At 63.3% G+C, this 24,612-nt stretch carries 20 protein-coding genes; 12 read left to right on the top strand and 8 right to left on the bottom strand.

Annotation, left to right across the window (positions count from 1 at the left end; translation table 11 throughout):
- The first annotated feature begins 311 nt into the window (after positions 1-311).
- The 8 genes from O6760_RS18575 to O6760_RS18540 all read left to right on the top strand — a co-directional run bounded on the left by O6760_RS18575 (position 312) and on the right by O6760_RS18540 (position 9,986).
- Positions 312-1,913 (top strand): arylsulfatase, encoded by a 1,602-nt coding sequence (locus O6760_RS18575; RefSeq protein WP_442969806.1) that lies wholly within the window; start codon positions 312-314, stop codon positions 1,911-1,913.
- 109 nt (positions 1,914-2,022) lie between these two features.
- The gene (locus tag O6760_RS18570) at positions 2,023-3,720 is read left to right on the top strand and encodes an alkaline phosphatase family protein (protein ID WP_269581200.1); all 1,698 of its coding nucleotides are present in this window, start codon (positions 2,023-2,025) and stop codon (positions 3,718-3,720) included.
- A 30-nt stretch (positions 3,721-3,750) separates the two neighbouring features.
- Positions 3,751-4,749, top strand: a complete 999-nt coding sequence (locus tag O6760_RS18565; RefSeq protein WP_269581199.1) for an AAA family ATPase — start codon at positions 3,751-3,753, stop codon at positions 4,747-4,749.
- A 12-nt stretch (positions 4,750-4,761) separates the two neighbouring features.
- Positions 4,762-5,748, top strand: coding sequence for a DUF58 domain-containing protein (locus O6760_RS18560; RefSeq protein WP_269581198.1), 987 nt, complete (start codon positions 4,762-4,764; stop codon positions 5,746-5,748).
- On the top strand, positions 5,745-6,221 hold the full coding sequence (locus tag O6760_RS18555) for a DUF4381 domain-containing protein (RefSeq protein WP_269581197.1): 477 nt from the start codon (positions 5,745-5,747) through the stop codon (positions 6,219-6,221). Before O6760_RS18560 ends, O6760_RS18555 begins: the two co-directional genes overlap by 4 nt.
- A complete protein-coding gene (locus O6760_RS18550; protein WP_269581196.1) occupies positions 6,218-7,207 on the top strand; it encodes a VWA domain-containing protein in 990 nt (329 codons plus the stop codon). Before O6760_RS18555 ends, O6760_RS18550 begins: the two co-directional genes overlap by 4 nt.
- The gene (locus O6760_RS18545; protein ID WP_269581195.1) at positions 7,204-8,721 is read left to right on the top strand and encodes a VWA domain-containing protein; all 1,518 of its coding nucleotides are present in this window, start codon (positions 7,204-7,206) and stop codon (positions 8,719-8,721) included. The genes O6760_RS18550 and O6760_RS18545 overlap by 4 nt, the downstream gene beginning before the upstream one ends.
- Positions 8,718-9,986 (top strand): hypothetical protein, encoded by a 1,269-nt coding sequence (locus tag O6760_RS18540; protein ID WP_269581194.1) that lies wholly within the window; start codon positions 8,718-8,720, stop codon positions 9,984-9,986. The genes O6760_RS18545 and O6760_RS18540 overlap by 4 nt, the downstream gene beginning before the upstream one ends.
- Here O6760_RS18540 and O6760_RS18535 read toward each other — a convergent pair.
- From O6760_RS18535 to O6760_RS18505, 7 genes are all read right to left on the bottom strand, one after another.
- Positions 9,976-11,022 (bottom strand): glutathione S-transferase C-terminal domain-containing protein, encoded by a 1,047-nt coding sequence (locus O6760_RS18535; RefSeq protein ID WP_269581193.1) that lies wholly within the window; start codon positions 11,020-11,022, stop codon positions 9,976-9,978. The two genes, O6760_RS18540 and O6760_RS18535, sit on opposite strands and share 11 nt — an antisense overlap.
- Before the next feature lie 8 nt (positions 11,023-11,030).
- Complete coding sequence (locus tag O6760_RS18530; protein WP_269581192.1) at positions 11,031-11,597, bottom strand: hemerythrin domain-containing protein; 567 nt, start codon at positions 11,595-11,597, stop codon at positions 11,031-11,033.
- Between the two features lie 200 nt (positions 11,598-11,797).
- Entirely contained in the window at positions 11,798-12,571 is a 774-nt protein-coding gene (locus tag O6760_RS18525) for an SDR family oxidoreductase (RefSeq protein ID WP_269581191.1), read from the bottom strand.
- A gap of 330 nt (positions 12,572-12,901) precedes the next feature.
- Positions 12,902-13,867: a D-erythronate dehydrogenase gene (gene denD, locus O6760_RS18520; protein WP_269581190.1), complete on the bottom strand. Its 966-nt coding sequence runs from the start codon at positions 13,865-13,867 to the stop codon at positions 12,902-12,904.
- Between the two features lie 441 nt (positions 13,868-14,308).
- A complete protein-coding gene (locus O6760_RS18515; protein WP_269581189.1) occupies positions 14,309-15,052 on the bottom strand; it encodes a DUF1194 domain-containing protein in 744 nt (247 codons plus the stop codon).
- 515 nt (positions 15,053-15,567) lie between these two features.
- Entirely contained in the window at positions 15,568-17,094 is a 1,527-nt protein-coding gene (locus tag O6760_RS18510; RefSeq protein WP_269581188.1) for a B12-binding domain-containing radical SAM protein, read from the bottom strand.
- A 322-nt stretch (positions 17,095-17,416) separates the two neighbouring features.
- Positions 17,417-18,538, bottom strand: a complete 1,122-nt coding sequence (locus O6760_RS18505) for a CPBP family glutamic-type intramembrane protease (protein ID WP_269581187.1) — start codon at positions 18,536-18,538, stop codon at positions 17,417-17,419.
- Positions 18,539-18,870: 332 nt separating this feature from the next.
- Between O6760_RS18505 and O6760_RS18500 the strand changes: the two genes are divergently transcribed.
- Entirely contained in the window at positions 18,871-21,456 is a 2,586-nt protein-coding gene (locus O6760_RS18500) for a hypothetical protein (protein ID WP_269581186.1), read from the top strand.
- A complete protein-coding gene (locus O6760_RS18495; protein ID WP_269581185.1) occupies positions 21,453-22,262 on the top strand; it encodes a hypothetical protein in 810 nt (269 codons plus the stop codon). The genes O6760_RS18500 and O6760_RS18495 overlap by 4 nt, the downstream gene beginning before the upstream one ends.
- A gap of 454 nt (positions 22,263-22,716) precedes the next feature.
- Here O6760_RS18495 and O6760_RS18490 read toward each other — a convergent pair whose 3' ends face one another.
- Positions 22,717-23,286 carry a TetR/AcrR family transcriptional regulator gene (locus tag O6760_RS18490; protein WP_269581184.1) on the bottom strand — a complete coding sequence of 190 codons (570 nt, stop codon included), beginning with the start codon at positions 23,284-23,286 and terminating at the stop codon, positions 22,717-22,719.
- Positions 23,287-23,477: 191 nt separating this feature from the next.
- Between O6760_RS18490 and O6760_RS18485 the strand changes: the two genes are divergently transcribed.
- Positions 23,478-24,026 carry a carboxymuconolactone decarboxylase family protein gene (locus tag O6760_RS18485; protein ID WP_269581183.1) on the top strand — a complete coding sequence of 183 codons (549 nt, stop codon included), beginning with the start codon at positions 23,478-23,480 and terminating at the stop codon, positions 24,024-24,026.
- A 75-nt stretch (positions 24,027-24,101) separates the two neighbouring features.
- Positions 24,102-24,566: a nuclear transport factor 2 family protein gene (locus tag O6760_RS18480; RefSeq protein WP_269581182.1), complete on the top strand. Its 465-nt coding sequence runs from the start codon at positions 24,102-24,104 to the stop codon at positions 24,564-24,566.
- Positions 24,567-24,612: the final 46 nt, after the last annotated feature.

Genomic DNA, 24,612 nt, shown 5'->3' with positions numbered 1-24,612 from the left:
GAACCATAAATCAAGATAAACCTCGACAATAATTACAAGCAGAAATTTATCAGGAGGTGACCCGCCTCGGGCATCTGTTGTTCCAGGCCGGTGGCCGCCAGCCCCACGCGACGGCAGGTACGGGCGAAAGCGCGGGGCGCAAAGCCGGGCGCGCCGCCTCCGCCCTTTTCATCACATCAAGAGCGATTTTTGAAGCCTGAACGTGTTGACTTGACGTTACTTACATCGTTTGATTGCAGAGACCATATTGCCAAGACATTGAATCAATTTGGCTTTATGGCGCACCCAGTGCACAGGGGAAGGATTCACCCATGACACTTTCTTTAAGGAATTTGGCCACGGCCGTGGCCATATGCGCCGCTGGAACGCTTGCCATGGCGGCGCCCCAGGTCCAGGCACAATCGGCAGACAAACCCAACATTCTGGTCATTTGGGGCGATGATATCGGCCAGTCCAACGTCTCCGCCTACACGATGGGCCTGATGGGCTACCGGACCCCGAATATCGACCGTGTCGCCAATGAAGGCATGATCTTTACCGACTATTACGGCGAGCAGTCCTGCACCGCCGGCCGCTCGTCCTACATCATGGGCCAGAGCGTGTTCCGCACCGGCCTGTCCAAGGTGGGGCTTCCGGGCGCCGACCTCGGCATGCAGGAGGAGGACCCGACCATTGCCGGCCTGCTGAAGGCGGAAGGTTATGTCACGGGCCAGTTCGGCAAGAACCACCTTGGCGACAAGGACGAGCACCTGCCGACCAACCACGGCTTCGACGAATTCTTCGGCAATCTCTATCACCTGAACGCCGAGGAAGAGCCGGAAAACGAGGACTATCCGGGCGATATGGAACTCGCTGACGGACGGACTTTCCGCGAGACCTTCGGACCGCGCGGTGTCCTGAAGTCGTCCGCGGACGGCAATATCGAGGACACCGGTCCGCTGACCAGGAAGCGCATGGAAACGGTGGACGACGAAACCGTCGCCGCTGCCATCGACTTCATCAAGCGTGCCGACGAGCAGGGCCAGCCCTTCTACGTGTGGTGGAACGGCACCCGCATGCATTTCCGCACCCATGTCAGCGACGACATGCGTCAGCGGGCCGACGACATTGCGGGGCATCATCTCGACGAATACCAGGCCGGCATGATTCAGCACGACCTGCATGTCGGCCAGTTGCTGGACCTGCTGGACGAGCTCGGGATCGCCGACAACACCATCGTGCACTATTCCACCGACAACGGCCCGCATATGAACACCTGGCCGGACGCCGGGATGACCCCGTTCTGGAGCGAAAAGAACACCAACTGGGAAGGCGCCTGGCGGGTTCCCTCGATGGTGCGCTGGCCCGGCGTGATCGAACCCGGATCCGTTTCCAACGAGGTCATGCACCACATGGACTGGCTGCCAACCTATCTGGCGGCGGCGGGCAAGCCCAACATCAAGGAAGATCTCAAGCAGGGCGGTGTCCAGGCCATCGGCCGCGAATACAAGGTCCATCTGGACGGCTACAACTTCCTGCCCTTCTTCAAGGGAGAAGAGGAGCACGGTCCGCGTCACGAAATCTTCTATTTCTCCGATGACGGCGACCTGACGGCGCTGCGTTACGACGAATGGAAACTGGTGTTCCTGGAGCAAGAGAAATGGGCAACCTTCCGGACCTGGATGCAGCCCTTCACGGAGCTGCGCGTTCCGCTGATCTTCAACCTGCGCCGGGACCCGTACGAGCGTTCCTACAGGACCTCCAACACATATTATGACTGGATGCTGGACAGGGCCTACATGCTCGTTCCGGCGCAGCAATATGTGGGCAACTTCCTGGCAACCTTCCAGGAATTCCCGCCGCGCCAGAAAGCCGCCAGTTTCTCGCTGGAACAGGTCATGGACAAGCTGACTGTGCCGGGCGGAGCCCAGTAGTAAAACCTTGAAAACAGGGGCGGCTTGTGCCGCCCCTCTCCCTTTACCGGCCGGCCACCATGCGCCAAGCTCCGGTCTTCACCAATCCGGGTTCCGCCGGGAGGCTTTCATGCCAAACCTCAACGTTGTTCGTTCGATCGCACTGGCCACTGCCGCCATGTCTTCCTTCGGAACTGCGGCCCAGGAAAATCCCGACAAACCGAGGCTCGTGCTGCAGATTACCGTTGACCAGTTGCGCGGCGACCTGATCCTCAGAAACGCCGGCCACTTCGGCGATGGCGGGTTCCGGTATCTGCTGGACAACGGCCTCTATTTCACCGACGCCCACCACCGACACGCCAACACCGAGACCATCGTCGGCCACACCACGCTCGCGACCGGCACGGACCCGGCCGTGCACGGCATGGTCGCCAATGTCTGGTTCGACCGGAAGACCGGACATCCGAACTACAATGTCCAGGACGGCAATTTCCCTCTTCTGGCGCGCTCGGGGATCGACCAGTCGACCGAAATTGATCCGACGCAGCGTGCCGCCACGACCGACGGCCGCTCCCCGAATGCGATCCTGTCGTCGACCCTGTCCGACGAAATGGCAATCGGCATTCCCGGCAAGCCGAAGATCTTCGGTGTCTCGGTCAAGGACCGTGGCGCCATTTCCATGGCGGGGCACGCCGGCACGGCCTACTGGTTCTCCAAGAGCGAGGGCCGGTTCGTCACCTCGGCCTATTACATGGAACGCTATCCGGACTGGGTGGACGCCTGGAACGATAACGGCAATGTGCAAGCCTACGCGGACACGGACTGGACGCTGGCGGATGCCAGGGAGAGCTATCGGTTCGGCGATGCGGACGACATGGAATGGGAAACCGATTTTCCCGGCTTCGGCAGGGCGTTTCCGCATCCCTTTGGCCCCGGTGACGGGAAATACTACACCACGCTTCTCACGCTCAGCCCGGCGGGCGACGAACTGACGGCCGGCTTTGCCAAAAGCCTGATCGACAATGAGGACATCGGTACCGACGAAGCGACCGATTACCTTGCGGTCAGCTTCTCGTCGACGGACTATGTCGGCCACATATTCGGCCCCTCCAGCCTGGAGGCCGAAGACAATCTGCGCCGGCTTGACCGCACGCTTGCGGATCTGCTTGCGCATGTCGACAGGGAAATCGGTCTCGACACGACACTTGTCGTTCTGTCCGCCGACCATGGCGCCGCGGAAGTCCCCGGATATCTTCAATCTCTCGGCATACCCGCCGGCTATTTCGATTTCGACGACATCGACAAGAAGGCAGCCGCCGAAGTTCTCAGGAGCAAATTTGGCGCCGCGCAGGAACTGATCGAGAATTTCTCCCAGCCTTATGTCTATCTGAACGAGACCTACCTGGAACAGAACGATCTCGGCAAGGACGAGGTTGCCCGGACCCTTGCGGTGGAACTCCAGAAGATGCCGGGCATTGCCCAGGCGGTCTCCAGTGAAGACCTGAGAGCCGGAGCAGTTGCGGAAACCGACATCAGCGGCGCCATCCTGGCCAACTTTCATCCCGAAAGGTCAGGCGACGTCTATGTCGTTTTCGAACCGCATCACTTCGTTGGAGACATGGACGGGTTGCAGGTCGCCTCTCACCACGGCTCGCCCTGGAGCTACGACACCTATGTGCCGATGATCTTTGCCGGTCCCGGCATCAAGCCCGCAAGGGTCGGGCGGCGGGTGGAAACGGTCGACCTTGCCCCGACCCTGGCCGCCTATCTGGGGATCAAGCCCCCCAGCGGAGCACGCGGCTTGGTGCTGCCTGAAATTCTACCCTGACAGCCTGCCTCCTCGAAGGAATGGACCGCAATGCCGGAAGCGCGAACGCAGATACAAGACCTGAAAGCCAGGATGCAGCAGGCCATTATCGGGCAGGAAGACGTGATCGACCGGCTGATCATCGGACTGCTCGCCAATGGCAACCTGCTGGTGGAAGGCCTGCCGGGGCTTGCAAAGACGCGGGCGATCAAGGCGCTGGCGAGAAACCTGGAAGCCGATTTCAGCCGCATCCAGTTCACGCCGGACCTGCTGCCCTCCGACGTCACCGGTACGGATGTCTATTACCAGGCGGGCGACCGGTCCGAGTTCCGCTTCGAGGCCGGACCGATCTTCGCCAATATCGTGCTGGCCGACGAGATCAACCGCGCCCCGGCCAAGGTTCAGGCCGCGCTGCTGGAAGCCATGGAAGAACGCCAGGTCACGGTCGGCGGCAAGACCCACAGGATGGAACCGCTGTTCATGGTCATGGCGACCCAGAACCCGGTGGAGCAGGAAGGCACCTATCCGCTGCCGGAAGCCCAGATGGACCGGTTCCTGATGCATGTGCTGATCACCTATCCGCCGGTCGAAGACGAGGTCGAGGTCATTCGTCTTGTGCGCGGTGAGGAAATCGCCGCGATGACCGAAACCGGAGCGGCCGCGGGGTCTTCATCCGAAAGCGGAGGACCGATCCCGCAAGAGGCGGTCTTTGCCGCACGGCGGGAGATCGGCGCCATCCATGTTTCCGAGGCAATGGAACGTTACATGGCGGACCTGGTCAACGCGACCCGGTTCCCCGAGAGCTACGGCGACGACCTGAAGCGCTGGATCGAGATCGGTGCCTCGCCCCGCGCCTCGCTGGCGCTGGACAAGTGCGGGCGCACCCATGCCTGGCTCGCTGGACGCGACTATGTCGACCCCGAGGACATCCGCGCCATCGTCGCCGACGTTCTGCGCCACCGGCTCGCCCTGACCTTCGAGGCCCAGGGCGAAGGCATCGGGCCTGACAGGGTTGTCACGGAACTGACCGCCCAGGTGGCACTGCCCTAGGGAGACAGATCCATGCGCGACAGGGCCGCACGCACCCGTACCGGACTGACCGCCCCGGCACCGCCCGGAGCCGGCACCGATCCGCGCGTCCATGTCGACCTTGCCCATCTCCTGTCGCTGGAAGGCCGCGCCCGCGCCCTGACCTTCCTGCCGCGCCAGCCGGCCCGCAGCGTCCTGAACGGCCGGCATGCCTCCCGTCTCCGGGGGCGCGGGCTGAATTTCGAGGAATTGCGCGATTACCTGCCGTCGGACGACATCCGCACGATCGACTGGAAGGTGACGGCCCGCACCGGCACGCCCCATGTCCGTGTGTTCACGGAAGAACGCGACCGGCCGGCCCTCATCGTCGTCGACCAGCGCATGTCGATGTTTTTCGGCTCGCGCCACAACATGAAATCGGTGACCGCCGCGGAAAGCGCCGCGCTGGCCGCCTTCCGCATCTTCGACCAGGGTGACCGGGTCGGCGGCATCGTCTTCGGCGACCGGACCATTGCCGAGATCCGTCCCAGGCGCAGCCGCACCGCGCTCAATTCCTTCCTGACCGCCCTCGCCGACGCCAACGGCCTGCTGCACGCCGACGCGCCTCCGGTTGAGCCGATGCCGCTCAACCAGGTTCTGCAGGCGGTCTCCCGGATCGCCCGGCGCGACCATCTGATCCTCGTCTTCAGCGATTTCGACGAGATCGACGCCACCACACACCGGCACATCGCCGGCCTGTCACGCCATAACGACCTGGTGCTCGCCCTGGTGTCCGATCCCTATACGGATGCCCTGCCCAGGGGCATGCGCATTGTCGTCTCCGACGGCAGCCTGCAGGCCGAGATCGACACGGGCGACAGCGCGGTCCACCGCCGCCTGCACGAAATGGCGACAGGCCGTCTGGCAGAAATCCTCGACTGGCAGCGCCAATACGGTTTTCCGGTCCTGCCCCTGTCGGCGGGCGACGACAGTGTCGGCCAGATGACCCGCCTTCTGGGCGGGCCGGGACGGCGCCGATGAGTGAAAAGCCACCGGAACACGCCACCCTGGTCGAACTCCTGAACCGGTTGACCGAGCCCATCGACCCACCGCCGATATCGATGATGCCGCAGACCTGGGGCTGGGCTGCCTTGGGCGGACTGCTCCTGCTGGCGCTGCTCTCCCTCGCGATCCGGGCCTACAGGCATCACCGGGCCAACGCCTACCGCAGGGAAGCCCTGGCCAAGCTCAAGGCCGCCTCGAACGATCCCGCCCGGATCGCGCTGATCCTGCGCCGGGCGGCGCTTGCCGCCTACCCGCGCCGCGATGTTGCCGGCCTGACCGGCCAGTCCTGGCTGGCCTTCCTGAACCGCACCGGACGCGGTGTCCTGTTCGAGGGCGCACCCGGCCGCCTGCTGCTGAAGGCCCCCTACCGGGCCGCCCAGCGGGTGCCGGAGCTGGAGAAGCTCGCCGAACGCTGGATCCGCTCGCACCGGCGGGAGGACCGGACATGATCGGCCTGGCCTTCCCCTGGGCTCTGCTGGCCTTGCCGCTGCCGCTTTTGGTCTTCTGGGTGTTGCCGCCGCACCGCCAGCAGGTGCCCGCCTTGCGGTTCCCGTTTTTCCGCCGCATCGCCGCCACCGCAGGCAGCACGCCCGGTCCCGGATCGGTCGTGCTGTCGCGCACGCGCCTGCAACTGATCGTGGCAGCACTGGCCTGGTGCCTGCTTTGCCTGGCCATGGCCCGTCCGGAACGCATCGGCGCCGCGGTCGAGGTCAGCCGCTCCGCCCGCGACGTCGTGCTGGCGATCGACATCTCCGGCTCCATGGACACGCGGGATTTCAGGACGCCCGACGGCGCTCCCAAGCAACGCCTTGCCGCTGTCCGCGACGTTGTCGACGGCTTCGTTGCCGGGCGCGACGGTGACCGCATGGCCCTGATCGTGTTCGGCACCAGGGCCTATGTGCAGTCGCCCCTGACCGAGGATCTCGACACCATCCTGACCCTGCTCGGCCAGACGGAAGTCGGCATGGCCGGGCCGCATACGGCGCTCGGTGATGCCATCGGCCTCGCCATTCGCACCTTCGAAGTCAGCGACATCGACCAGCGGCTGCTCATCCTCCTGTCCGACGGCGCCGATACCGGCAGCCGCATGAGCCCGGTCAACGCGGCCGAAATCGCCGCCGGCAAGGGCATAGAGATCTATACGGTCGGCGTCGGCGACCCCGAGGGCAGCGGAGAGAACCGGGTCGATATCGACACGCTGAAGGCCGTGGCAGGGCGCACGAACGGTGAATATTTCTTCGCCGCAGACGAGGCGGGTCTGGCCGATGTCTATGACCGGATCGACGCGCTGGCCCCGCGCGAGACCCAGACGCTGTCCTTCCGGCCGAAGACGAGCCTGGCCCATGTCCCGCTCGGCGCCGCCGCCCTCGTCGGCCTGTTCGGTCTTGCGGGCGTTGCCCTGTCGGCGCGGCGGCGCAGGAGGGTGGCGGCGTGAACGACATCGGTTTCATCCTTTCCGAATTGCACTTCTTGCGCCCGTCCTGGCTGTTGCTGCTACCGCTGGTCTTCCTGGTGTGGTTCGTGGTCCGGCGGCGCGCCACCCGGCCCGGGCCGGAGGTCGCCGGCATTGCCCCGCATCTGCGCGACGCCCTGACGGTCGGCACCGGCAAGCGCCGGCGCCTGCTGCCGATCGACGGCGTCGCGCTCGGCCTTGTCTGCGCGGTGCTGGGAACCGCCGGCCCGACATGGTCCCGCCAGCCGGACCCCTTTGTCGCCCAGACGGTTCCACTGGTGGCCGTTCTCAAGGTGACCCCGTCGATGACGGCCAATGATGTCGCGCCGACGCGGCTGGAGCGTGCCAAGCAGAAGATCACCGATCTTCTGGCATTGCGCGCCGGAGCAAGGACGGCACTGGTCGCCTATGCCGGCAGCGCCCACGCGGTGGTGCCGATGACAAGCGACCCGAGCGTGATGCAGCCTTACCTGGAGGGCCTCGCCCCGGATGTCATGCCCATCGAGGGCGACAACGCGACCGCAGCCTTCGACAGGGCGGCCGGCATCCTGTCAGCCGCGGCGACGCCCGGAGCCATCCTGTTCGTTGCCGACGGCATCGACACCGCCGATGTGACCGGTCTCGACCAGGCATCGCGGACAGGGACGGCGCTCGGCATTCTGGCAATGCTTCCGGAAGGCGCAAGCGACCGGGGAATTGACGCGGTCGAGGCGGTGAAGGTCCGGGTGACGGCAGACGACAGCGACCTGCGCACCCTGGACCGGTCCCTGAACGCGGATTACCGGCGCGCGCTCAACGAAACCGGTACCCAGCCGTGGGACGACCGCAGCTGGATGTTCGCCTGGCCCGCCGCACTGCTGACCCTGATCTGGTTCCGCCGCGGCTGGACCATGCGCTGGTCGTGGCTGCTGGTGGCCGGGGGGCTGTTCGCGGGCGCCCCGGCGCCTGCCCAGGCCGGCATCGCGGACTGGTTCCTGACACCGGACCAGCAGGGCCGGATCGCCTACGACAACAAGAACTTCGCAAGGGCCGCGGAGCTGTTCACCGACCCGATGTGGAAAGGCCGTGCGCAGTACCGGGCAGGCCAGTACGAGGCCGCGGCGCAGACCTATGACCGCCTCGACACGCCGGAGGCCGCCTTTGCAAAGGGCATGGCCCTGATGCGCAGCCGTGCCTACCGCGACAGCATCGCCACGTTCGAGGAGACCCTCGCTCTTGATCCGGATTTTCCGGGCGCAGCCGGCAACCTGGCAACCGCACGGCAGATCCTCGATTATATCGAGACCGAGCGGGAGCAGTCCGACACCGGCGAAGACAGGGGCATCGGCGCCGATGACGTGGTCTATGACAACGAGGCCGAACGTGGCGAGGAAACCCGGATCAGCGAGGACGCGGATGGCGGCCTTCTGACCGCCGACCAGTGGATGCAGTTCGTCGACACGCGCACGGGCGATTTCCTGCGCCAGCGCTTCGCGATCGAGGCGGCCCAACAATGACCCGCTGCCTGAAATTGGCGTTCCTGGCTCTGGCGGTGCTGCTGACCTCGGCAGCCGCGATGGCGCAAACCGCTCCGGTGGTCGATGTCGAGTTCAACGAAACAAGCACCGTCCCCGGGCAGTTCCTGACCCTGCGGATCACCGTTCTGGTGCCGACCTGGATGCCCCAGCCGGTCGTCTTTCCCCCGCTCGATGCCCCCAATGTGCGCGTGCGGCTTCCGGACCGGTCGACCTCGCCGACAAGCCGGCGGATCGACGGCGCCGAATGGTCCGGCGTCACCCGGCGTTACCTGGTCTCGCCGATGGCGCCCGGACGTTTCGCCCTGCCGGAAGACCGCGTTACCGTGACCTATGCCGATCCAGACAAGCCGTCGGAACCCGTCAGGACCACCGTCGCGCTGCCCGCGCTTCAGGTCGAGGGCATCGTTCCGCCGGGCGCGGAAGGGCTCTCGCCTTTTATTGCCGCGACCGGCCTGTCCCTGGAGCAGGAGCTTTCCGGTACAACGACCGGGCTGACCCCGGGAGACAGCCTGAAACGCACGGTGACGGCGACGGTCAGCGGCACATCGCCGATGATGCTGCCACAGCTGATGGCATCGCCGAAGATCGAGGGTTTTGCCGTCTACGCCGATGAACCGGTCCTGGAAGAAAAGGACGACCGGGGCCTTCTCACCGGAACCCGGCGCGAGGTCCTCACGCTGATGGCGGAAGGCAATGGCGGCGGTGAACTGCCCGCCATCGAAATCAGCTGGTACAATCTCAAGACCAAAGCCGTTGAAACCGCGTCCCTCGAGCCGGTGGCTGTTTCCGCCACCGGCGCCCCCGCATCGGCAGCAGACCTGCTGACGGGCCGGAACGCACGCGTGTTGCTGATGGCCGGGGTCTTCATCGCGGTGCTGGCGTTTCTTCTCTGGTGGAGCGTTCCCGCCCTTCGGCGTATCCTGCGCACCCGGAAGGAGCACCGCCGGGCCGGCAAGGCCTTTGCCCACAAGACCGCGCTGAAGGCGATTGCCGCCCATGACTATTCAGCCACTGTTGCCGCGCTGCAGGTCTGGGCGGAACGACCGCCTGAAACCGCTCAAGCCGACCGGCAGGCCATCCGGGCCGCCCTCGTCCCGATCAGCGCCAGGCGCTATGGCGGCGCAACCGACGAAGGCGAGGCACGGGACTGGCAGACACTGGCAGAGACCCTGCGCCGGGCAGACCGTCACCGAGCGGCCTCTTCGCCTTCAAGGTCCGCACACCTGCCGGCGCTCAATCCGTAACCGGTTCGCGTGCCAGTTCCGGATGCCCGTAGGCTTGCGGATAGGGCATCGGCCGGAACGGTCCGAGCGGCACCACCCTGTTCCAAGAACGGCCGAAATAGCCCTGGCGGCAATGCACCAGCGAATTGCTGGAGGCGACGCCCGGCAGGGCATGCACCCGGCAGAGCCAGCGCCACAGATGCGGATAGTCGAGGATCTTCGCCCCGTTCAGCTTCATGCGCAGGTAATAGACCGGATCGTGCCGGTAGAGCGTCGGAAACAGCCTGAGATCCGCTTCCGTGAAACGCTCCCCGGTCAGGTACGGTCGGCCGTCGGCAAGCCTTGTTTCCAGCGTCTCGAGCATGTCGAAATAGGCCTCGAAGGCCGCCGCATGGACCGCCTGGTCGGAGGAAAATCCGGCCTTGTAGGCGCCGTTGTTGATCGCCTGGTAGATCGCCTCGTTGAGGCTGTCGATCTCATCGCGCAAGATCTTGTCGGGCGGATAGAGATCGATCCACTCGCCCGGGTCAATGGTGCTGCCGAGCGCCTGTGCATGGGCGTTCAGCATGCGGAGGATCTCCGCGCTCTCGTTGCTGACGATCCTGTTCTGGGTCTTGTCATAGAGCACCGGCACGGATTTTTCGTCCGAACCTTCAGCCGCGTAGATGTCGCGCACCAGCCGGTGGCCCCTGCCGGTCCCGGTTTCGGCCGTGCATTCCGGCAACGGCGCCCCGGTCAGGCTGGCAATCTTGTCCGGTGCGAACTGCCAGAAATTCGGGCCTTCCGGATCGTCCTCGTCCGTGCGCCCCGGAAAGGCGATGTCCAGCGTGACCGTATCCTGGAGCCCCAGAATGTTGCGCGCCAGCGTCACCCGGTGGCACCAGGGGCAGTTCAGCGCGACGAAGAGATGATAGCGCCCGGGCTCGGGCGGAAATTCCGGGTCGCCGAGGACGGCGCGGAAACCGCTGACGCCGCGCACGAATTCACCTCGTGCGCGGCGCCCCTCGGCATCGCCCTGGTTTTCCTCGGTGGATGTGTCCGGCGTCCTGTCGGCCATGTCGGCTCCTATCCGCGCAGGCGGTGGTGGAGGATGATCGGCACGGCGAGGTCTTCCTCGTCGCCGAGATGCCGGTCCAGCAGCTTCTCGATCGTCTCGGCGACCGGCTGCAGCCGGCCGGCTTCCTCACGCGCCTGCGCCTCGTCCAGCTGAACCAGCTTGATCGCACGGTTGGCGGTCCCGGAAAAGCCGTGCAGCACGCCATCGAGCACCGCATGGTCCTGTTCCAGGATCCCCAGCCCGGCGTCGAAACGCGGATCGGCGGCGGAGAGTTCCGGAAAATAGCTCCGGTCTTCCCAGTGGTGATGGCCATGCAGGTTGCCCACCAGCACGTTGCCAAGCCAGGACAGGCGTTCGGCGAAGTCGTCCGGGTCCAGTTTCCGGTCCAGGTAGTCTTCGGTGTCGCCCCGGACCAAATCGGCCAGCCGGCGGAACGAGCGGTGCGCCCCCAGCCAGTTGCGGGTCTTTTCATGAAAGCCCGGATGGTCTTCCCAGCTGTCCCGCGGATAGTCGTCCAAGAGGAGACGCATCTCCGCGGGCATGGCTTCGGTTCGAATGTCCAGATCTGCAAGCATGTCGTCTCCTTGTGTCTTCAGGGGTTTGCGGAAGCCCGGATCGGGCCTGCCCTGAAGATGGGGTGTTCAAGGAGACGGAATAAGGCGGCGACAAGCGACCGCACTGTTCAATATTTTCGAACGCTCAGCAGCCGGAACCGGCATCCTTTCGTCACTTCAACGTCACGGCATGCGCAGTCGCAACTGGGCAGGATCGTTTTCTACCCGCGCCCGACAAACGGCATTTTCGTCGCCATCACCGTGAGCGTCAGCACGTTGGCATCGAGCGGCAGGGAGGCCATGTAGACGACCGCGTCGGCGACATGGGCCGGATCGATGGTCGGTTCCACCGCCGTCTCGCCATTGGCCTGCGGCACCCCCTTGCCCATCTTGGCGGTCATGTCGCTGGCGGCATTGCCGATGTCGATCTGGCCGCAGGCAATGTCATGGGGCCGCCCGTCCAGCGCGGTCGACTTGGTCAGGCCCGTGATGGCGTGCTTGGTGGCGGTATAGGGCGCGGAAAAAGGCCGCGGCGTTGTCGCCGAGATCGAGCCGTTGTTGACGATCCGCCCGCCTTTCGGTTCCTGTGCCTTCATCAGCCGGAAAGCTTCCTGCGTACACAGGAACGCCCCGGTGAGGTTCGCGGCCACGACCGCGCTCCACTCGTCATAGGTGATCTCCTCCAGTGGCACCGGCGAATTGGAGATCCCGGCATTGTTGACCAGAAGATCCAGCCTCCCGAACCTTTCGGAGATCTCGGCAAACAGCGCCTTCACCGACGCCGGATCGCCGACATCGGCGGAAATGCCTGTGACCTCACCGCCGGTCTCGGCGGATATCGCCGCCGCGGCCTCGTCCAGCACCGCCTGCCGCCGCCCGCTGACGACCACCCGCCAGCCCGCGCGGCTCAAACCTGTTGCCACCGCCTTGCCGACCCCGGTGCCGCCGCCGGTCACCAGCGCGATCCTGCCCGTCACGTCAAACGCTTCACTCATCAATCTCTCCCACTTCGAAAACCGCCGATCGGAGTTTTTTTTGCCCAAGCCCTGGCCCAGGTTCCCGTGTCACCCCGGGCAAGCGAGGCGCAGACCCGGGGCCTACTCGCAAGGCCGCCTGCCAAAGCCGGCATAGCAACCGCTAGGGCCGCAGACCATTCCATGTCTCCGAACACCTGTAAGCTATGTCTCCGGTCTGAACACTCGCCCGGGGTGACGCCTGTATTTGTAGCGTACCTGCACCGAAGACGGCTAAGCTTCCCTCCGGGGTGTCTTATCGCCGTAACCCGGTGCCCCTCACCCCTCGTCTTCCAGGTGAATGCGGATCCCTCACCCCTCGTCTTCCAGGTGAATGCGGATGATGTCGTCGAAGCTGGTTTCCGCTTCAAAGCCCAGCTCGACCGCCCGCCTCGCGTCGAAATTCCGCGGCCAGCCCTCGACGATCTTCTGGATCACCGGGTCCGGCTCGCGCCGGATCAGCTTGACGGCCGCCTCTCCGCCGACGCGCCTGAGCGCCTCGATTTCCTCGCCCACCGTGGCCGACAGGCCCGGCATGGTCAGGCTCCGGCGCGGGCCGATCCGGGCCGTCTCCATCCGGGCGGCCCGCACGAAAAAGCCGACGGCGGCGCGCGGGCTGGCGAACCAGTGGCGCACGCTCTCGGCCACGAGCAGCACGGCCTCCTCGCCCTTCAGGGGCTCGCGCAGGATGTTGGAAAAGAACCCGGACGCCGCCTTGTTCGGCGCGCCCGGGCGGATGCAGATCGTCGGCAGGCGCAGGCCGATGCCGTCGAAGATCCCCTTGCGGGTGTAATCGGCCAGAAGCAGCTCGGTGATCGCCTTCTGCGTGCCGTAGCTCGTCAGCGGCGCGGTCAGGAAATCATCGTCGATCCGGTCCGGAAACGGCTCGCCGAACACCGCCAGCGACGAGGCGAACACCACGCGCGGACAATAGGGCTCGCGCATCGCCTCCCGCCGGATCGCCTCGAAGAGGTTGCGCGATCCGTCCAGATTGACCGCATAGCCCTTTTCGAAATCCGCCTCGGCCTCGCCGGAGACCACCGCTGCAAGGTGAAAGATCAGGTCCGGACGCCCCTTGACCAGCTCCTCCGCCGTGCCGTCCGCTGCCAGATCCACGGTCATCCGCCGCGCCACCAGCCCCTCCGGCACGGCGGGCGCCACCGCATCGGCCAGTGTCAGCTCGCTGACCTCGAAGCCGAACACCTCCGGCTCATTGGCCAGCCGCTGCAGCAGCTTGCGCCCGACCATGCCGGCGGCACCGATGACAAGGATATGCATGAGAGGCCTCCCGGGGCGAAATGAACTGGCGGGTATCTGTTATCGGGAGAGACTTGCGGAGAATGACGAAGAGGGCAAGGGCGGAAGATCGGCAAGGTGCCAGGTTGGTGGAAACGGAGACTCTGTGACCTGGTCGAAGGTTCGTTTGCGATCTCGTTCGATTGTTGCAAGGAGACTGGAAAAACGGCTGCTTTGTGCCGCCAAGTCGTCCGTTCCCTGAAATTCGGCCCGATCTTCTAAGCCGCCGTTCGTTGCGCGGCGTGCAAAGGTCTACAGAGGGCGAGAGCGGACTTTCGTTTCATTTTGAACGAATGGCCAGAATGGGCCGACTGCTGACAGTCTCTTCATGTATGGCGATAATTGCATACCAGACAGGCAACGATTGGTGGATATCAAAATCATGACCAAGGCATAACTGCCGTTCCTTACACGAAAGGCGGATCAATTCTCGTTGAAAGTCAATAAGTTCTGGCACGCGTCGATGGCACAACCTTGTCCGGCGACCGGCGCGCCAATCTCGCGTAGAAGCTTGAGCCGCATTGCCCTTGCAAAATCCGTGAAGTCTTGAGCAGTTATCACGAATGCACCGGGCCCGCCAATGAGATGTCGCCGGAAATGCCCCGTAACGTTGGGTGGATCTTCCTCAATGGCCAGCCCATTTATGACGATGCCATTGGCGACCATTCTGTCGCGCGCTTTCTCAAGCAGTGGCACGTCATCGGCGAGACCGTTGCCCGAGACGTCGATTACCTGCCGTACTGCCGGTATCGGGGCTAATTTGAGCATCTCCCCTGCAAATTCAACACCTGCATGTATCATCGTGTTGCCGCCCCCGAGCCGGCGCGGCATTGTCGTGACGTTTTCAGCCAGTGCATCGATGTCATCTTTTTCTCGAAGGTGCGTCCACTCAAGAGCTACCGCCTGATGCCGGATGCTTGCCCACTGCACGATAGCGAGGTTGACCCCACCGGGCGCTCGGATGATGGCCGACTGCACGTCCGGGTCACGAAGAGCAACAACAATTCCGGTTCGCTGCAGGCCGAATTCCTGATCATTGACACTGGCTGAAGCATCGACAGCCAGCACCAGGTTCAAATGAGCGTTTTGCTGGGCCAAGGCTCGAGGTCCCATCGCGAAGAGGATAAGCCCCACAACAAGCAACACACTTGCCGAAATACGGAACAAGACAACTTCCGACACACCTGATCGGCCAAGCCAAGCCAACCGAAGACGACACATGATGTACTCCGACAAACACTGTTGCGCGGAAATCCGTTCAGTTGATCAAGGGAGCAGATCCCGCATCTGGTCCTAATTCCAAGGCATCCATGTGATGAAGCAGAGCCTGACATTTCAACCCACAATACGGTGAAGGGCGCAAGACGTACGGCACATGTCAAAGGAGTTTGCATCTCGGTCGCTTGTTCGCTTCGCTACGAAAGACCGGTTTGGAAAGCTGATTGGGAGACACGGAACGGCCAGCTTGGGGACGCGTAGCTGTCGTTGAATCAATAGGTGTTGAACGGCAGCTTAGGGTCGGAAACGGCTTTAGCCGCGCCAACCCCGAATGTCTGCTTCGATCGCCTGGTGCCTCCAAGGGGGCGATCTTCTGCTGCCCGGGGCCTGCCGGTCCACTCGTCGCAAAAGATCATTTCTGGCGGAACTTCGATCTTCAGCTGATCCGCTGCAAAAACGTCTTCTCACCCGCTGTGCGCCAACGTCCCCGCTCGCACCCTGACATCCTCACTCAACCGCCCCTCCCCATCCGTCAGCACCAGAGGCTCGAACTCGCCTGCGAAGCGTGCGTCCATCCGCATCACCGGCCGGTAGGCCGCGCTGAGGCCGTCCGTCATCGCGCAGAAGGTCCGCCGGGGTTCCGCCCAGGTCTGGCGCATCTGGCGGTAGGAGCCGAGGCGGAGGCCGCCGCCGTATCGGACCAGCGGACCGATCAGGCTGATCAGGGACTGGGAGACATCGAAGGCGGCCCGGCGGGACCAGGCGTGGCGGACGGCATGGCGGGTCAGCTCCAGCTTGCGGCCGCGGAACTGCAGCAGCTTCTTCAGATACGGCACGACGGTCTCGACAGGCTCCTTCGGCCATTCGACCAGTTTCTGGCCGTCGAGATCGGCGAGTTTCAGGTTTGGCATCAGCCGGCCGGCCTTCGCCGCCGCATCGAAATGCGGCGTGCCGAGGATCGGGATGGTCAGCGACAGGAGCGCCGGCAACGGCGTCTCGGGGCTCGCCAGCAGCGCCTCGATCTGGTCATCGACTTCGGCGACTGTCTGCTGGCCGAAATCGACCATCATGCCGTAGTCGAACAGGATGCCGTGCTCGGCGCAGAACCGGGCCAGCGTCCTCGGGTCGGACGCAAGACTGTGGCGCTTGTTGTAGCTGCGCAGAACCTCCGGATCGAGGGATTCCACGCCCGAGAACAGCGCCTTGCAGCCATTGGCGGCGGCCTTTGCCAGGTTGTCCGGGCTCTTGAAAAAGTCGCCGGTGACCAGCGCGCCCCAGCCCATGAAATCCCCCCGGCGCCAGCGCTCCCCCAGAAGCTCGGTGCGGCGCTCGAAATCGGCGCGGCTGTTGCCGTAGAAATTGTTGTCCAGCACCATCAGCATCTGGAAGCGCTTCTGTGCGTCGAGCTGGCGGGCGATCTCTTCGGAACTGTAGGCCTGGTAAGCCCGGCCTTCGCCGGTCAGCGAACAGAAGGCGCAGGCGAAATTGCAGTTTCTTGTCGTCTCGACAAAGCCGAGCCCGAAGGACCAGCCCGCCAGATCGAAGCGTGGCGCCGGGTCGGCGGAGACAAGGTCCTGGCCGAGGGTTTCCTCGATCAGATCGTCCAGACTTTCGACATCGCCGGAGAGCACGTGATCGAAGATCTCCGTGCAGAGCTCCGGCAGCGCCCGGGCAATCGGCCCGCCGATCGCCACCGCGACGTTCCCGTTGGCGTTGCGGAAATAGGCGGCGAGCTGACGGGCCCTGTCGAAGGCTGCCGTCAGGCCGGTCAGGATCACCAGGTCCGGCCAGGCGAAGGTTTTCGGCGTCAGCAGCGCGCCGTGAAAACACTCGTCATGGATCTTCAGATCGACCCGTTCGCCGTCGAGCCGCCCGGCAAGATAATAGGGAGCCATCGCCCGCGGAATGAACAGCTTCATCGGCGCCGCCGACCGCCACGGATCGACATAGGCATTGACGATCATCACGCGCGGGCGGCGGGAGGCGGTCACGGAGCGGATCTCCTCAAAATCGCCTTTTCTCCATTGCGTGTAAAAGTCCCATTCGCGGCACAGCTAAGCTCCCTCTCCCCCTGGGAGAGGGTTGGGGTGAGGGAACAAACGTCGACGAGATATGCGATGGTCAGCCCCCTCACCCGGCGCGGTCGCGCCGACCTCTCCCAAGGGGAGAGGTAACCGGATGGCCAAGGCCCAAGAAATCGAACGAAGGACGTCCGCCAAACTCCCTTAAGAGATGCTATATTTTCCAGCGCCGCCACGCGCACGTATTTCACACGCTTTTTCCGTCTGCCCCCCTGCTCCCATCTCTCCCCGCTCATACCTGGTCCAGCCCCGCAAAGATCCCGAGAACGAAGATCGCGTAGACGCCGATGATGGCGTGGGAGAGGATCGGGGTCACGACGCTGCCGGAGCGCATGAACAGCCAGCCCCACAGCAGAGACGGCGCGATCACCGCAAGCGACACGACCGGGTTGAGGTGGGCGTGGAGAACCGCAAACAGCAGGGTCGACACGATGTTGGCGGTCCAACCGGCCGGGCCGATCACCCCGGTCAGGAAACTCTGCAAGGGCGCCTGGATGGCGCAGCGGATGGCGAATTGCTGGAACAGGACCGAGACGAGATAGATCGACAGCGCGATCAGGAAGAGCCCGGGCTCCGTGACCTTTGAGCCGTCGTCGAGCACCAGGAAACTGTACAGCGGTGGCTGTACCTCGCCGGTGGCAATCAACAGAGCCTTGCCGGCGGTCATGAGCACGCAGACACCGAGGGACCAGACAACCGCCTCGATCACGTCGCGCCACCTGGGGCGCAGGTTCAGCTTGAACATCCGCGTCGCCGGTGCCGCCCAGCGGTCGAGGAAGAACGCGATCACCACCAGGGTCAAGAGCGCGATCACAGGGCCGAGATCGTAGAAATGGGCGCGGGCCAGCTTCTGGATCGGCTCCAGCAGCAGGGTGAAGACACTGAAGATGGTCAGGATGCCGACGATGAAACGGCCGGTGGCGGCACGCTCGCTCTCGCGTTCGGCGGTGCGTTTCAGAAGCTCGACCCGCTCGCTTTCATCGGCGAGCATCACCAGGACGCCGATCCGCTCATTCGAATCCTTCCGGTGCAGCAGAACGGCACGCACGCTCAGGTGAAGCGTCTTCGGCCCATGGGTCAGGCTGATGGCAGCGACATGTTCGGCGTCCGGGTTGCGAACCGCCTCCAGCACGCAATCGACGAAATCGTCGGTTCCCTCCAGCGGCAGGAACACTTCGGCCACCGTCCTGCCGACAACATCCGGGGCCTTGAGGCCGAAAATCGTCTCGGCGCCCGGATTGAAGGACGTGATGCCACCCTGCGGATCGATGGTCAGAATGCCGTCCCGCGACGAGGCGACAATATCCTCGGTCATCGCTGCCGGCAGGGATGGGGTCGGTACGGGGTCAGTCACCTTCAGTCCGGAGCCTGGGCCGCGACGGCGGAGCCGTCCTATGATCTTCGAGGATTCGCATCGATCCCACGATAAGTCAGGGACCTGAAGGCGTCCAGAGACGCCCGCTCAGCCACCGGGGATCAGCGTCGCGGCGATGGATTTGGCCATCTGCCGCGCAACCAGCCCTTCAGCCACGGCAAGCGCCACCGCTCCCGGAATATGCGCTCGTGAATTTGTCCTGTTCGGCGTCGAACGGGCACAGGACAGCAAGGGGTCGCTTCACCTTCATGCCCTGGAGAAGGCCTCTGGCCAAACGGCCTGACCGAACAATTTACAGCGTCTGAACCATTGTGTTCTTTCAAGACCTGCCAGGTTCCATGCTCTCAAGGCGAACCAAAAGGAATAGATTTTGGATAGCGCCTGCATTTGCTGCACTCGACTACGTAACGCACCAGTCTAGTCGACTGGAACACCTCGGAAATGAAAGTTATCGCACTGCCGGCACCTCTCCTGATATGGTGAAACACGATTTGAGAAGAATCATTTTTGAAAGATCGAAGAGGCTTTTGATCGTGAGAATTTTTTATGCCTTTGCAACGGCAGCCGCCCTCATTGCAACCGCCACACCGGTCTCCGCGGCTGACAAGGCCCCCTGGACAAGGGCGCAAGTCCGCGAAGTGCCCTATCCCAAATATGGTTTGGAAGTCGGGTCGGGCTGGAATTCGTTCCTGGGCCAGCGCGTGCCCGCCACGTGTGTGGACATAATGGAAATCGCAGTCCCCAAAAGTGAGTTTTCCATAGATTACGACTTCATCCAGGACACCTATACCTATGCGAAGTCCTACAGTCATTCCGGCGGCGGAAAGTTCAAGGGCTTCGGCTTCAAAGCCAGTGTTTCGGCCTCCGGCACAAGCCAAACGCGGGTGAACAGGGACTTCCTGTCCGCTCTTTTCCGGGCCGAGTTCGATTTCGGAAGCACGCAGGCAGTCCCTGTGCAAAGGCTCGTGCCGACAGTGGCCTACAGCGCGGCGCCGAAACCAATTCACGACGCCACGAGGTTTGGCCGTGCCATCCGGCTCACGCCGGAGGCAAGGGAGATGATTGAAAACGGGGCGATCGGGAAATTTCTGCAAACCTGCGGCGACGCCTTTGTCTTGGCCGTGCACCGCGGTGTGCGGGTCAATGTCCTGGCCACGTTCAACGGCACGTCGCAATCCGAAAAACAGACTTTCGCCGCGAGCGTATCGGCCAGTGGTTTCGGCGGTGCGGCCAATTTTTCGACAAGCGGCGAAACCGATGCCGCGGCCTCCAACAAGACCGCCAAGTTTCAGGTAAACCAGGAGGGTGGCTTCGCTCCGCTCGTAACCGCCCGGGAGATCAAGCCCGGCTTCGATCTTGCCGGTGCGTTGCAGGTCGAAAAGCTGCTGGAGGGCCAGAGCTCCTTTTCCGCGTCAATCCTGCCCTATGCCAATCTGATCGATGTAGCGGGCCGTACGGAAGCAATCGAACAGCTTACCTTGTTCGACCGTCTGGACGAACAACGGGCCCTTTTCTATTACCTGAGTGACCTGGAGGCCATCCTCGCCGAAATCGACCGCGCCGAGACGCTCAATCTTGACGAGACTGACCGGATTTACGCGCCCTTGCACATCCAGTCCATGAAGCCTGAACGGACCGTGGCGCGGTCCCGGTTTCAGGTGTTTCGGCTCCTGCGGGTGCTGGGTGGGTCCATAGATGCATGCTACGCCGAAAGCGGCGAATGCAATCCACGCCTGATCAAGGTGCCCGAACTGGAGCAAACCATCATCAGGGAGCACCTGGACGGCTCGATTTTGTGGCTCACCCGGCAACGCGACATGATCCAGAAGCGCATCGAGGAGCGGGAGGCCTCCTTGCGGCAGTTCCAGACACTGACAAGCCGAAGTGGCGCCAACACGCTGATGGAGGATTTGTGGAACGGGGCCACGACGAGTGACATTCTCTCCAAACACGGTGGCGAATTTGCACTCTCCTTCGAAAATAACACCCTGTCGGCCCATCTAGAGGGTCTGAAAGCGAATGATCCCGCCAGGTCCCTGATCTCGGCCGGCGGCATTCCCGGGCGCTTGGCCGTAGAGCTGCCACGCGTCTGGAGCCCGGGCGCAAATGGCGTGGACACTTCAGGGTTGCCGCTTTTTCAAGACCGGCCCGATGTGGAAAACGAAATACGCGAATTGCTGGCAAAACAGCTCGAGGAGCTGCGTGCAGCCATTGATGCGGCGCGGGAAGATCTGGCCAGCCTGAAGGCGGAAGCACAGTTCGCGCTACGGGATATCGAGACCTATTTTGCGCCGCTCGTGGACCGCCGCCCGGTCGCCGATGGCAATTGCGCACTGCCCGGCCACGGCAGTTCCGGGGCGAGCACCCCCGGGTTCGCCAGGGAAATGCCTCTGACCAGCGATTTGGAGGAAATCAACCGAATCGTCGAGGTGTTCGAAGCGGCAGAACCGTGCTCGGAGATCTCGATCGGCCGATGGGTCGGTGTTCTCTACAACCTCGCTTCCACAACGCCGTTGACCCAGGAACAGCTCGACCTCGCCACGCTCAGCGGGTCTGAGGAATGGGGCACATCGGACGACAATGACAAGCCGGAGGCACTCGCAAGACGACGAGAGCTGCTGACGGACCACATCCGGTGGAAAACCTATGCTGAACGGCTTTACCCGTTCCGTGAGAGTCTGTGCCAAACCTCCATCGCCGAAAGTTATTGTGTGAACAATGACAAGTTGTGGGAGATCGCGGCCGGCGTGCCACTGACGTTGCAGGAGGCCTGGCTGAAGGCCCCCGCCGAGGTAAAGCCCGCCATTGTCAGGAAACCGGCACGGACCCCGGTCATGAGCAGCGGTTGTCCGGTCGAGATCGGCCCCGGCAAATACGTTCCGGCAGCCTGCCCATGAATCTATTCCGTTTTCTGGGCGCCGTGCTTGCGGCCGTCAGCCTGAGTGCCGGGCCCGCCGACGCCTGGGACCGGTTTTCGAAACCGAAAAAGCCCTGGTACATGGAGACGCGCCACACGTGCACCGAGCACATCAACATGTCAGGCGGGAATGATTCACTTTTTTGGGAGAGGCAGGACATCCTGCCTTCCAGGAAAGAAAAAGAGCTCGAGATCAAACGTGGCTTTGCCTGGACGACGACGCTTCTCGGGCAGGTTCCGGTAACATATTTCCAAATTCCCCCGGCAGGCTTGCAGGCGATAGCGGCCAGTGGCCAGGACACATTCGTGGCAGACGATGTTCCCATGACGCCGCTCTTGAAGAAGGAAGTGGAGACCCGCGCGAGGCTGCAGAAACAGGGCCTCATTGACACCAAAAACAATCTGGTTGCCCTCGGCTTCCTGAGCGGCACAGGGATCCTGAACCTTGCGGGTCTCCCCGCAGCCGCCTCCTATTTTGCATTTTCGGCCAAGACCTACAAATTCATCTCGATCGGCACAAACGCAATCAGGTTGAATCAGCAAGCGCTGAACAGACCACGTATGGCGTACGTTGATCTCGACAACCTCGATCCGCGCCGTTTGGCGGAGTTTTTCTATGGTGACGCCACGCTTCAGCGCACCTATTCGATCGTTGCAGACGCCGACAATCCGGCAAACCACTGGATCTTGGTACAGATCAACATTCGTGCAGCCAATGTGACGGGAACACCCGTACTGATCGCCTTCAGGACCTGCCTTTATCCGATCAAGCCAACGGGATCCTGAAGTCTCGCGTCAAATACCATGTGTGACCCGCAGCGCCTTCAATCCGAACCCCTTGTGCAGTGTCGATATCGGGACATTCAAGTTGCGAGACCGGATCGCTGAAGGCAGGGCAATCGCATTTGGCAGAGCATGGCTCCCTCTCCCTGTGGGAGAGGGGTGGGGTGAGGGAACAAACGCCTGCGACCTGCAGAAAAGTATGCCCCCTCACCCGGACCTTCGGTCCGACCTCTCCCAGTGGGAGAGGTAATTTCGGCGACTGCGGACAGGTCGCTAGTCAATTGCGATTGCCTCCCTGAAGGATTGACGAGCGGAATTTGCCACTGTTTTTGGCAATTTTCGACGACAGGCGGATAATGCCACAAGGCGTTGTCAGCCTGATCATTGACGGAAGTCGCCTGCAACTCCGCCGGCAGCCCGTCTTCTCCCGAACCGGTTTCAAAGAGACCTGCGGCCCTCAGCCGCCCGGGATCAGCGTCGCGGCGATGGATTTGGCCATCTGCGCGGCCTCCGGCATGCCCCTGACATGGGCCGTCGAAATGGCGCCTTCCTTCAGGAGCGCCAGCTTTTCCGCCAGGTCATGGGGATCATCCGCACCGGCCTCTGCGCACAGGCCCTCGAGATGCTCCACGATGCGCTGCTTGTGTGCGGCGGCTGTCTGGTGGGCCGGGTGCTGCTGTGCACCGAACTCGCTGGCGGCGTTGATGAAGGCGCAGCCGTTGAAACCGAGCGGCTTGAAGGCCTCTCCGTTGAACCAGCTTTCCAGCGCGTCGAACATGGCCAGCAGCTTTGCGCGCGCGCCCGGGCCGGCCTTGTCCATCTCGGCGACCAGCCAGGCACGGAACTGCTCGTCCCTGCGCTCCAGCACCGCCAGGATCAGGTCGTCCTTGGAGGGAAAGTGCTTGTAGAGGGTCATCTTGGCAACGCCCGCCTCGGCCAGGATCTTGTCGATGCCCGTGGCGTTGAAGCCCCCCTTGTAGAAAAGCCGGAGGGCCGTGTCGATGAGATCGTCCCGACGTGACTTCAAGTTTCTCACTCCATTGGTCAGACAGTTCTGTCTAGTTCGGCATCGATTTAGCAACAGTTTCAAGGGTTTTCAAGTTCACGAATTGCTGATCGGTGCCTCTGGTTGACAAATAGACAGACCTGTCTGTATATATCCCTCGACGACGCAATCACGTCCGGCCTCGTCAGCCACGATCCCAAAGGAGACACGACATGCCCCGCATTCACCTGCCCGGTTCCATCGAAGCCGCCCCCACCGCTTCCCGGCCGCTGCTGGAAGGTGTCAACAAGATGCTCGGTTCGGTTCCGAACCTGTTCCGCCTCACCGCAAACAGCCCCGTGGCGCTCGAAGGTTATCTCGGCCTGAACGGCGCTCTTTCGAAGGGCAGCCTCTCGCCGCAGACCCGCGAGCGCATTGCCCTGGCGGTCGCAGAAATCAATGGCTGCGACTACTGCCTGTCCGCCCATGCCTACCTGGCGAAGAACCTGGCCAAGCTCGACGACGCCGAGATCAACGCCAACCGGAGCGGTTCCTCTTCCGACCCGAAGGCGGATGCCGCCGTCCGCTTTGCCGTCAAGCTGGTCAACGAACGCGGCCGCGTTGCCGCCGCCGACGTCGCCGAGGTCAAGATGGCCGGCTACAGCGAGGCCGAGGTCGTCGAAATCGTCGCCCATGTCGCGCTCAACACGCTCACCAACTACCTCAACGAGGCGTTCGAGACGCCGATCGACTTCCCGGTCGTCAGCGCAAACGCCGCCTGAGCCGGCCAGGGCGCCGCGGAAGGGCAAGCCCCGCCCCTTCCGCGGCCCGACAGACACCCAACAAGGAATTGCCCCATGACCCGCCCGCCCCTTCCTCCCTTTGACGCCGACACGGCCGCCGAAAAGGTTCGCAAGGCCGAAGATGCCTGGAACACCCGGACGCCGGAGAAGGTCGCATTGGCCTACACGCCCGACAGCCGCTGGCGGAACCGTTCGGATTTCCTCACTGGACGCGAGGAGATCGTCGCCTTCCTGACCGCCAAGTGGAGCCGCGAACAGGACTACCGCCTGATCAAGGAACTCTGGGCCTTTCGCGACAACCGGATCGCCGTGCGCTTCGCCTATGAATGGCGCGACGCCGACGGTGCCTGGTTCCGCTCCTACGGCAACGAGAACTGGGAATTCTCAGAGGACGGACTGATGCGCCTGCGCATCGCCTCAATCAATGACCTGCCCATGAAGGCGGAAGACCGGCTGTTCCACTGGCCGTCCGGTCCCCGCCCCCTCAACCACCCCGGCCTCTCCGACCTCGGTCTGTAAGGCCCGCCGGCGTCACCGTGCGGCCCGCACGGTGACCTCCCGGCCC

It is taken from the genome of Roseibium sp. Sym1 (assembly GCF_027359675.1).
Lineage (GTDB): Bacteria > Pseudomonadota > Alphaproteobacteria > Rhizobiales > Stappiaceae > Roseibium.
This window is presented reverse-complemented; position numbering and strand designations above follow the sequence as displayed.

Excerpts from the sequence above, each read along its gene's own strand:
- O6760_RS18575 (WP_442969806.1), top strand. The coding sequence starts at position 312 with ATGACACTTTCTTTAAGGAATTTGGCCACGGCCGTGGCCATATGCGCC.
- O6760_RS18565 (WP_269581199.1), top strand. The coding sequence starts at position 3,751 with ATGCCGGAAGCGCGAACGCAGATACAAGACCTGAAAGCCAGGATGCAG.
- O6760_RS18560 (WP_269581198.1), top strand. The coding sequence starts at position 4,762 with ATGCGCGACAGGGCCGCACGCACCCGTACCGGACTGACCGCCCCGGCA.
- O6760_RS18480 (WP_269581182.1), top strand. The coding sequence starts at position 24,102 with ATGACCCGCCCGCCCCTTCCTCCCTTTGACGCCGACACGGCCGCCGAA.
- O6760_RS18550 (WP_269581196.1), top strand. The coding sequence starts at position 6,218 with ATGATCGGCCTGGCCTTCCCCTGGGCTCTGCTGGCCTTGCCGCTGCCG.
- denD (WP_269581190.1), bottom strand. The coding sequence starts at position 13,867 with ATGCATATCCTTGTCATCGGTGCCGCCGGCATGGTCGGGCGCAAGCTG.
- O6760_RS18530 (WP_269581192.1), bottom strand. The coding sequence starts at position 11,597 with ATGCTTGCAGATCTGGACATTCGAACCGAAGCCATGCCCGCGGAGATG.
- O6760_RS18525 (WP_269581191.1), bottom strand. The coding sequence starts at position 12,571 with ATGAGTGAAGCGTTTGACGTGACGGGCAGGATCGCGCTGGTGACCGGC.
- O6760_RS18540 (WP_269581194.1), top strand. The coding sequence starts at position 8,718 with ATGACCCGCTGCCTGAAATTGGCGTTCCTGGCTCTGGCGGTGCTGCTG.
- O6760_RS18485 (WP_269581183.1), top strand. The coding sequence starts at position 23,478 with ATGCCCCGCATTCACCTGCCCGGTTCCATCGAAGCCGCCCCCACCGCT.
- O6760_RS18495 (WP_269581185.1), top strand. The coding sequence starts at position 21,453 with ATGAATCTATTCCGTTTTCTGGGCGCCGTGCTTGCGGCCGTCAGCCTG.
- O6760_RS18555 (WP_269581197.1), top strand. The coding sequence starts at position 5,745 with ATGAGTGAAAAGCCACCGGAACACGCCACCCTGGTCGAACTCCTGAAC.
- O6760_RS18535 (WP_269581193.1), bottom strand. The coding sequence starts at position 11,022 with ATGGCCGACAGGACGCCGGACACATCCACCGAGGAAAACCAGGGCGAT.
- O6760_RS18570 (WP_269581200.1), top strand. The coding sequence starts at position 2,023 with ATGCCAAACCTCAACGTTGTTCGTTCGATCGCACTGGCCACTGCCGCC.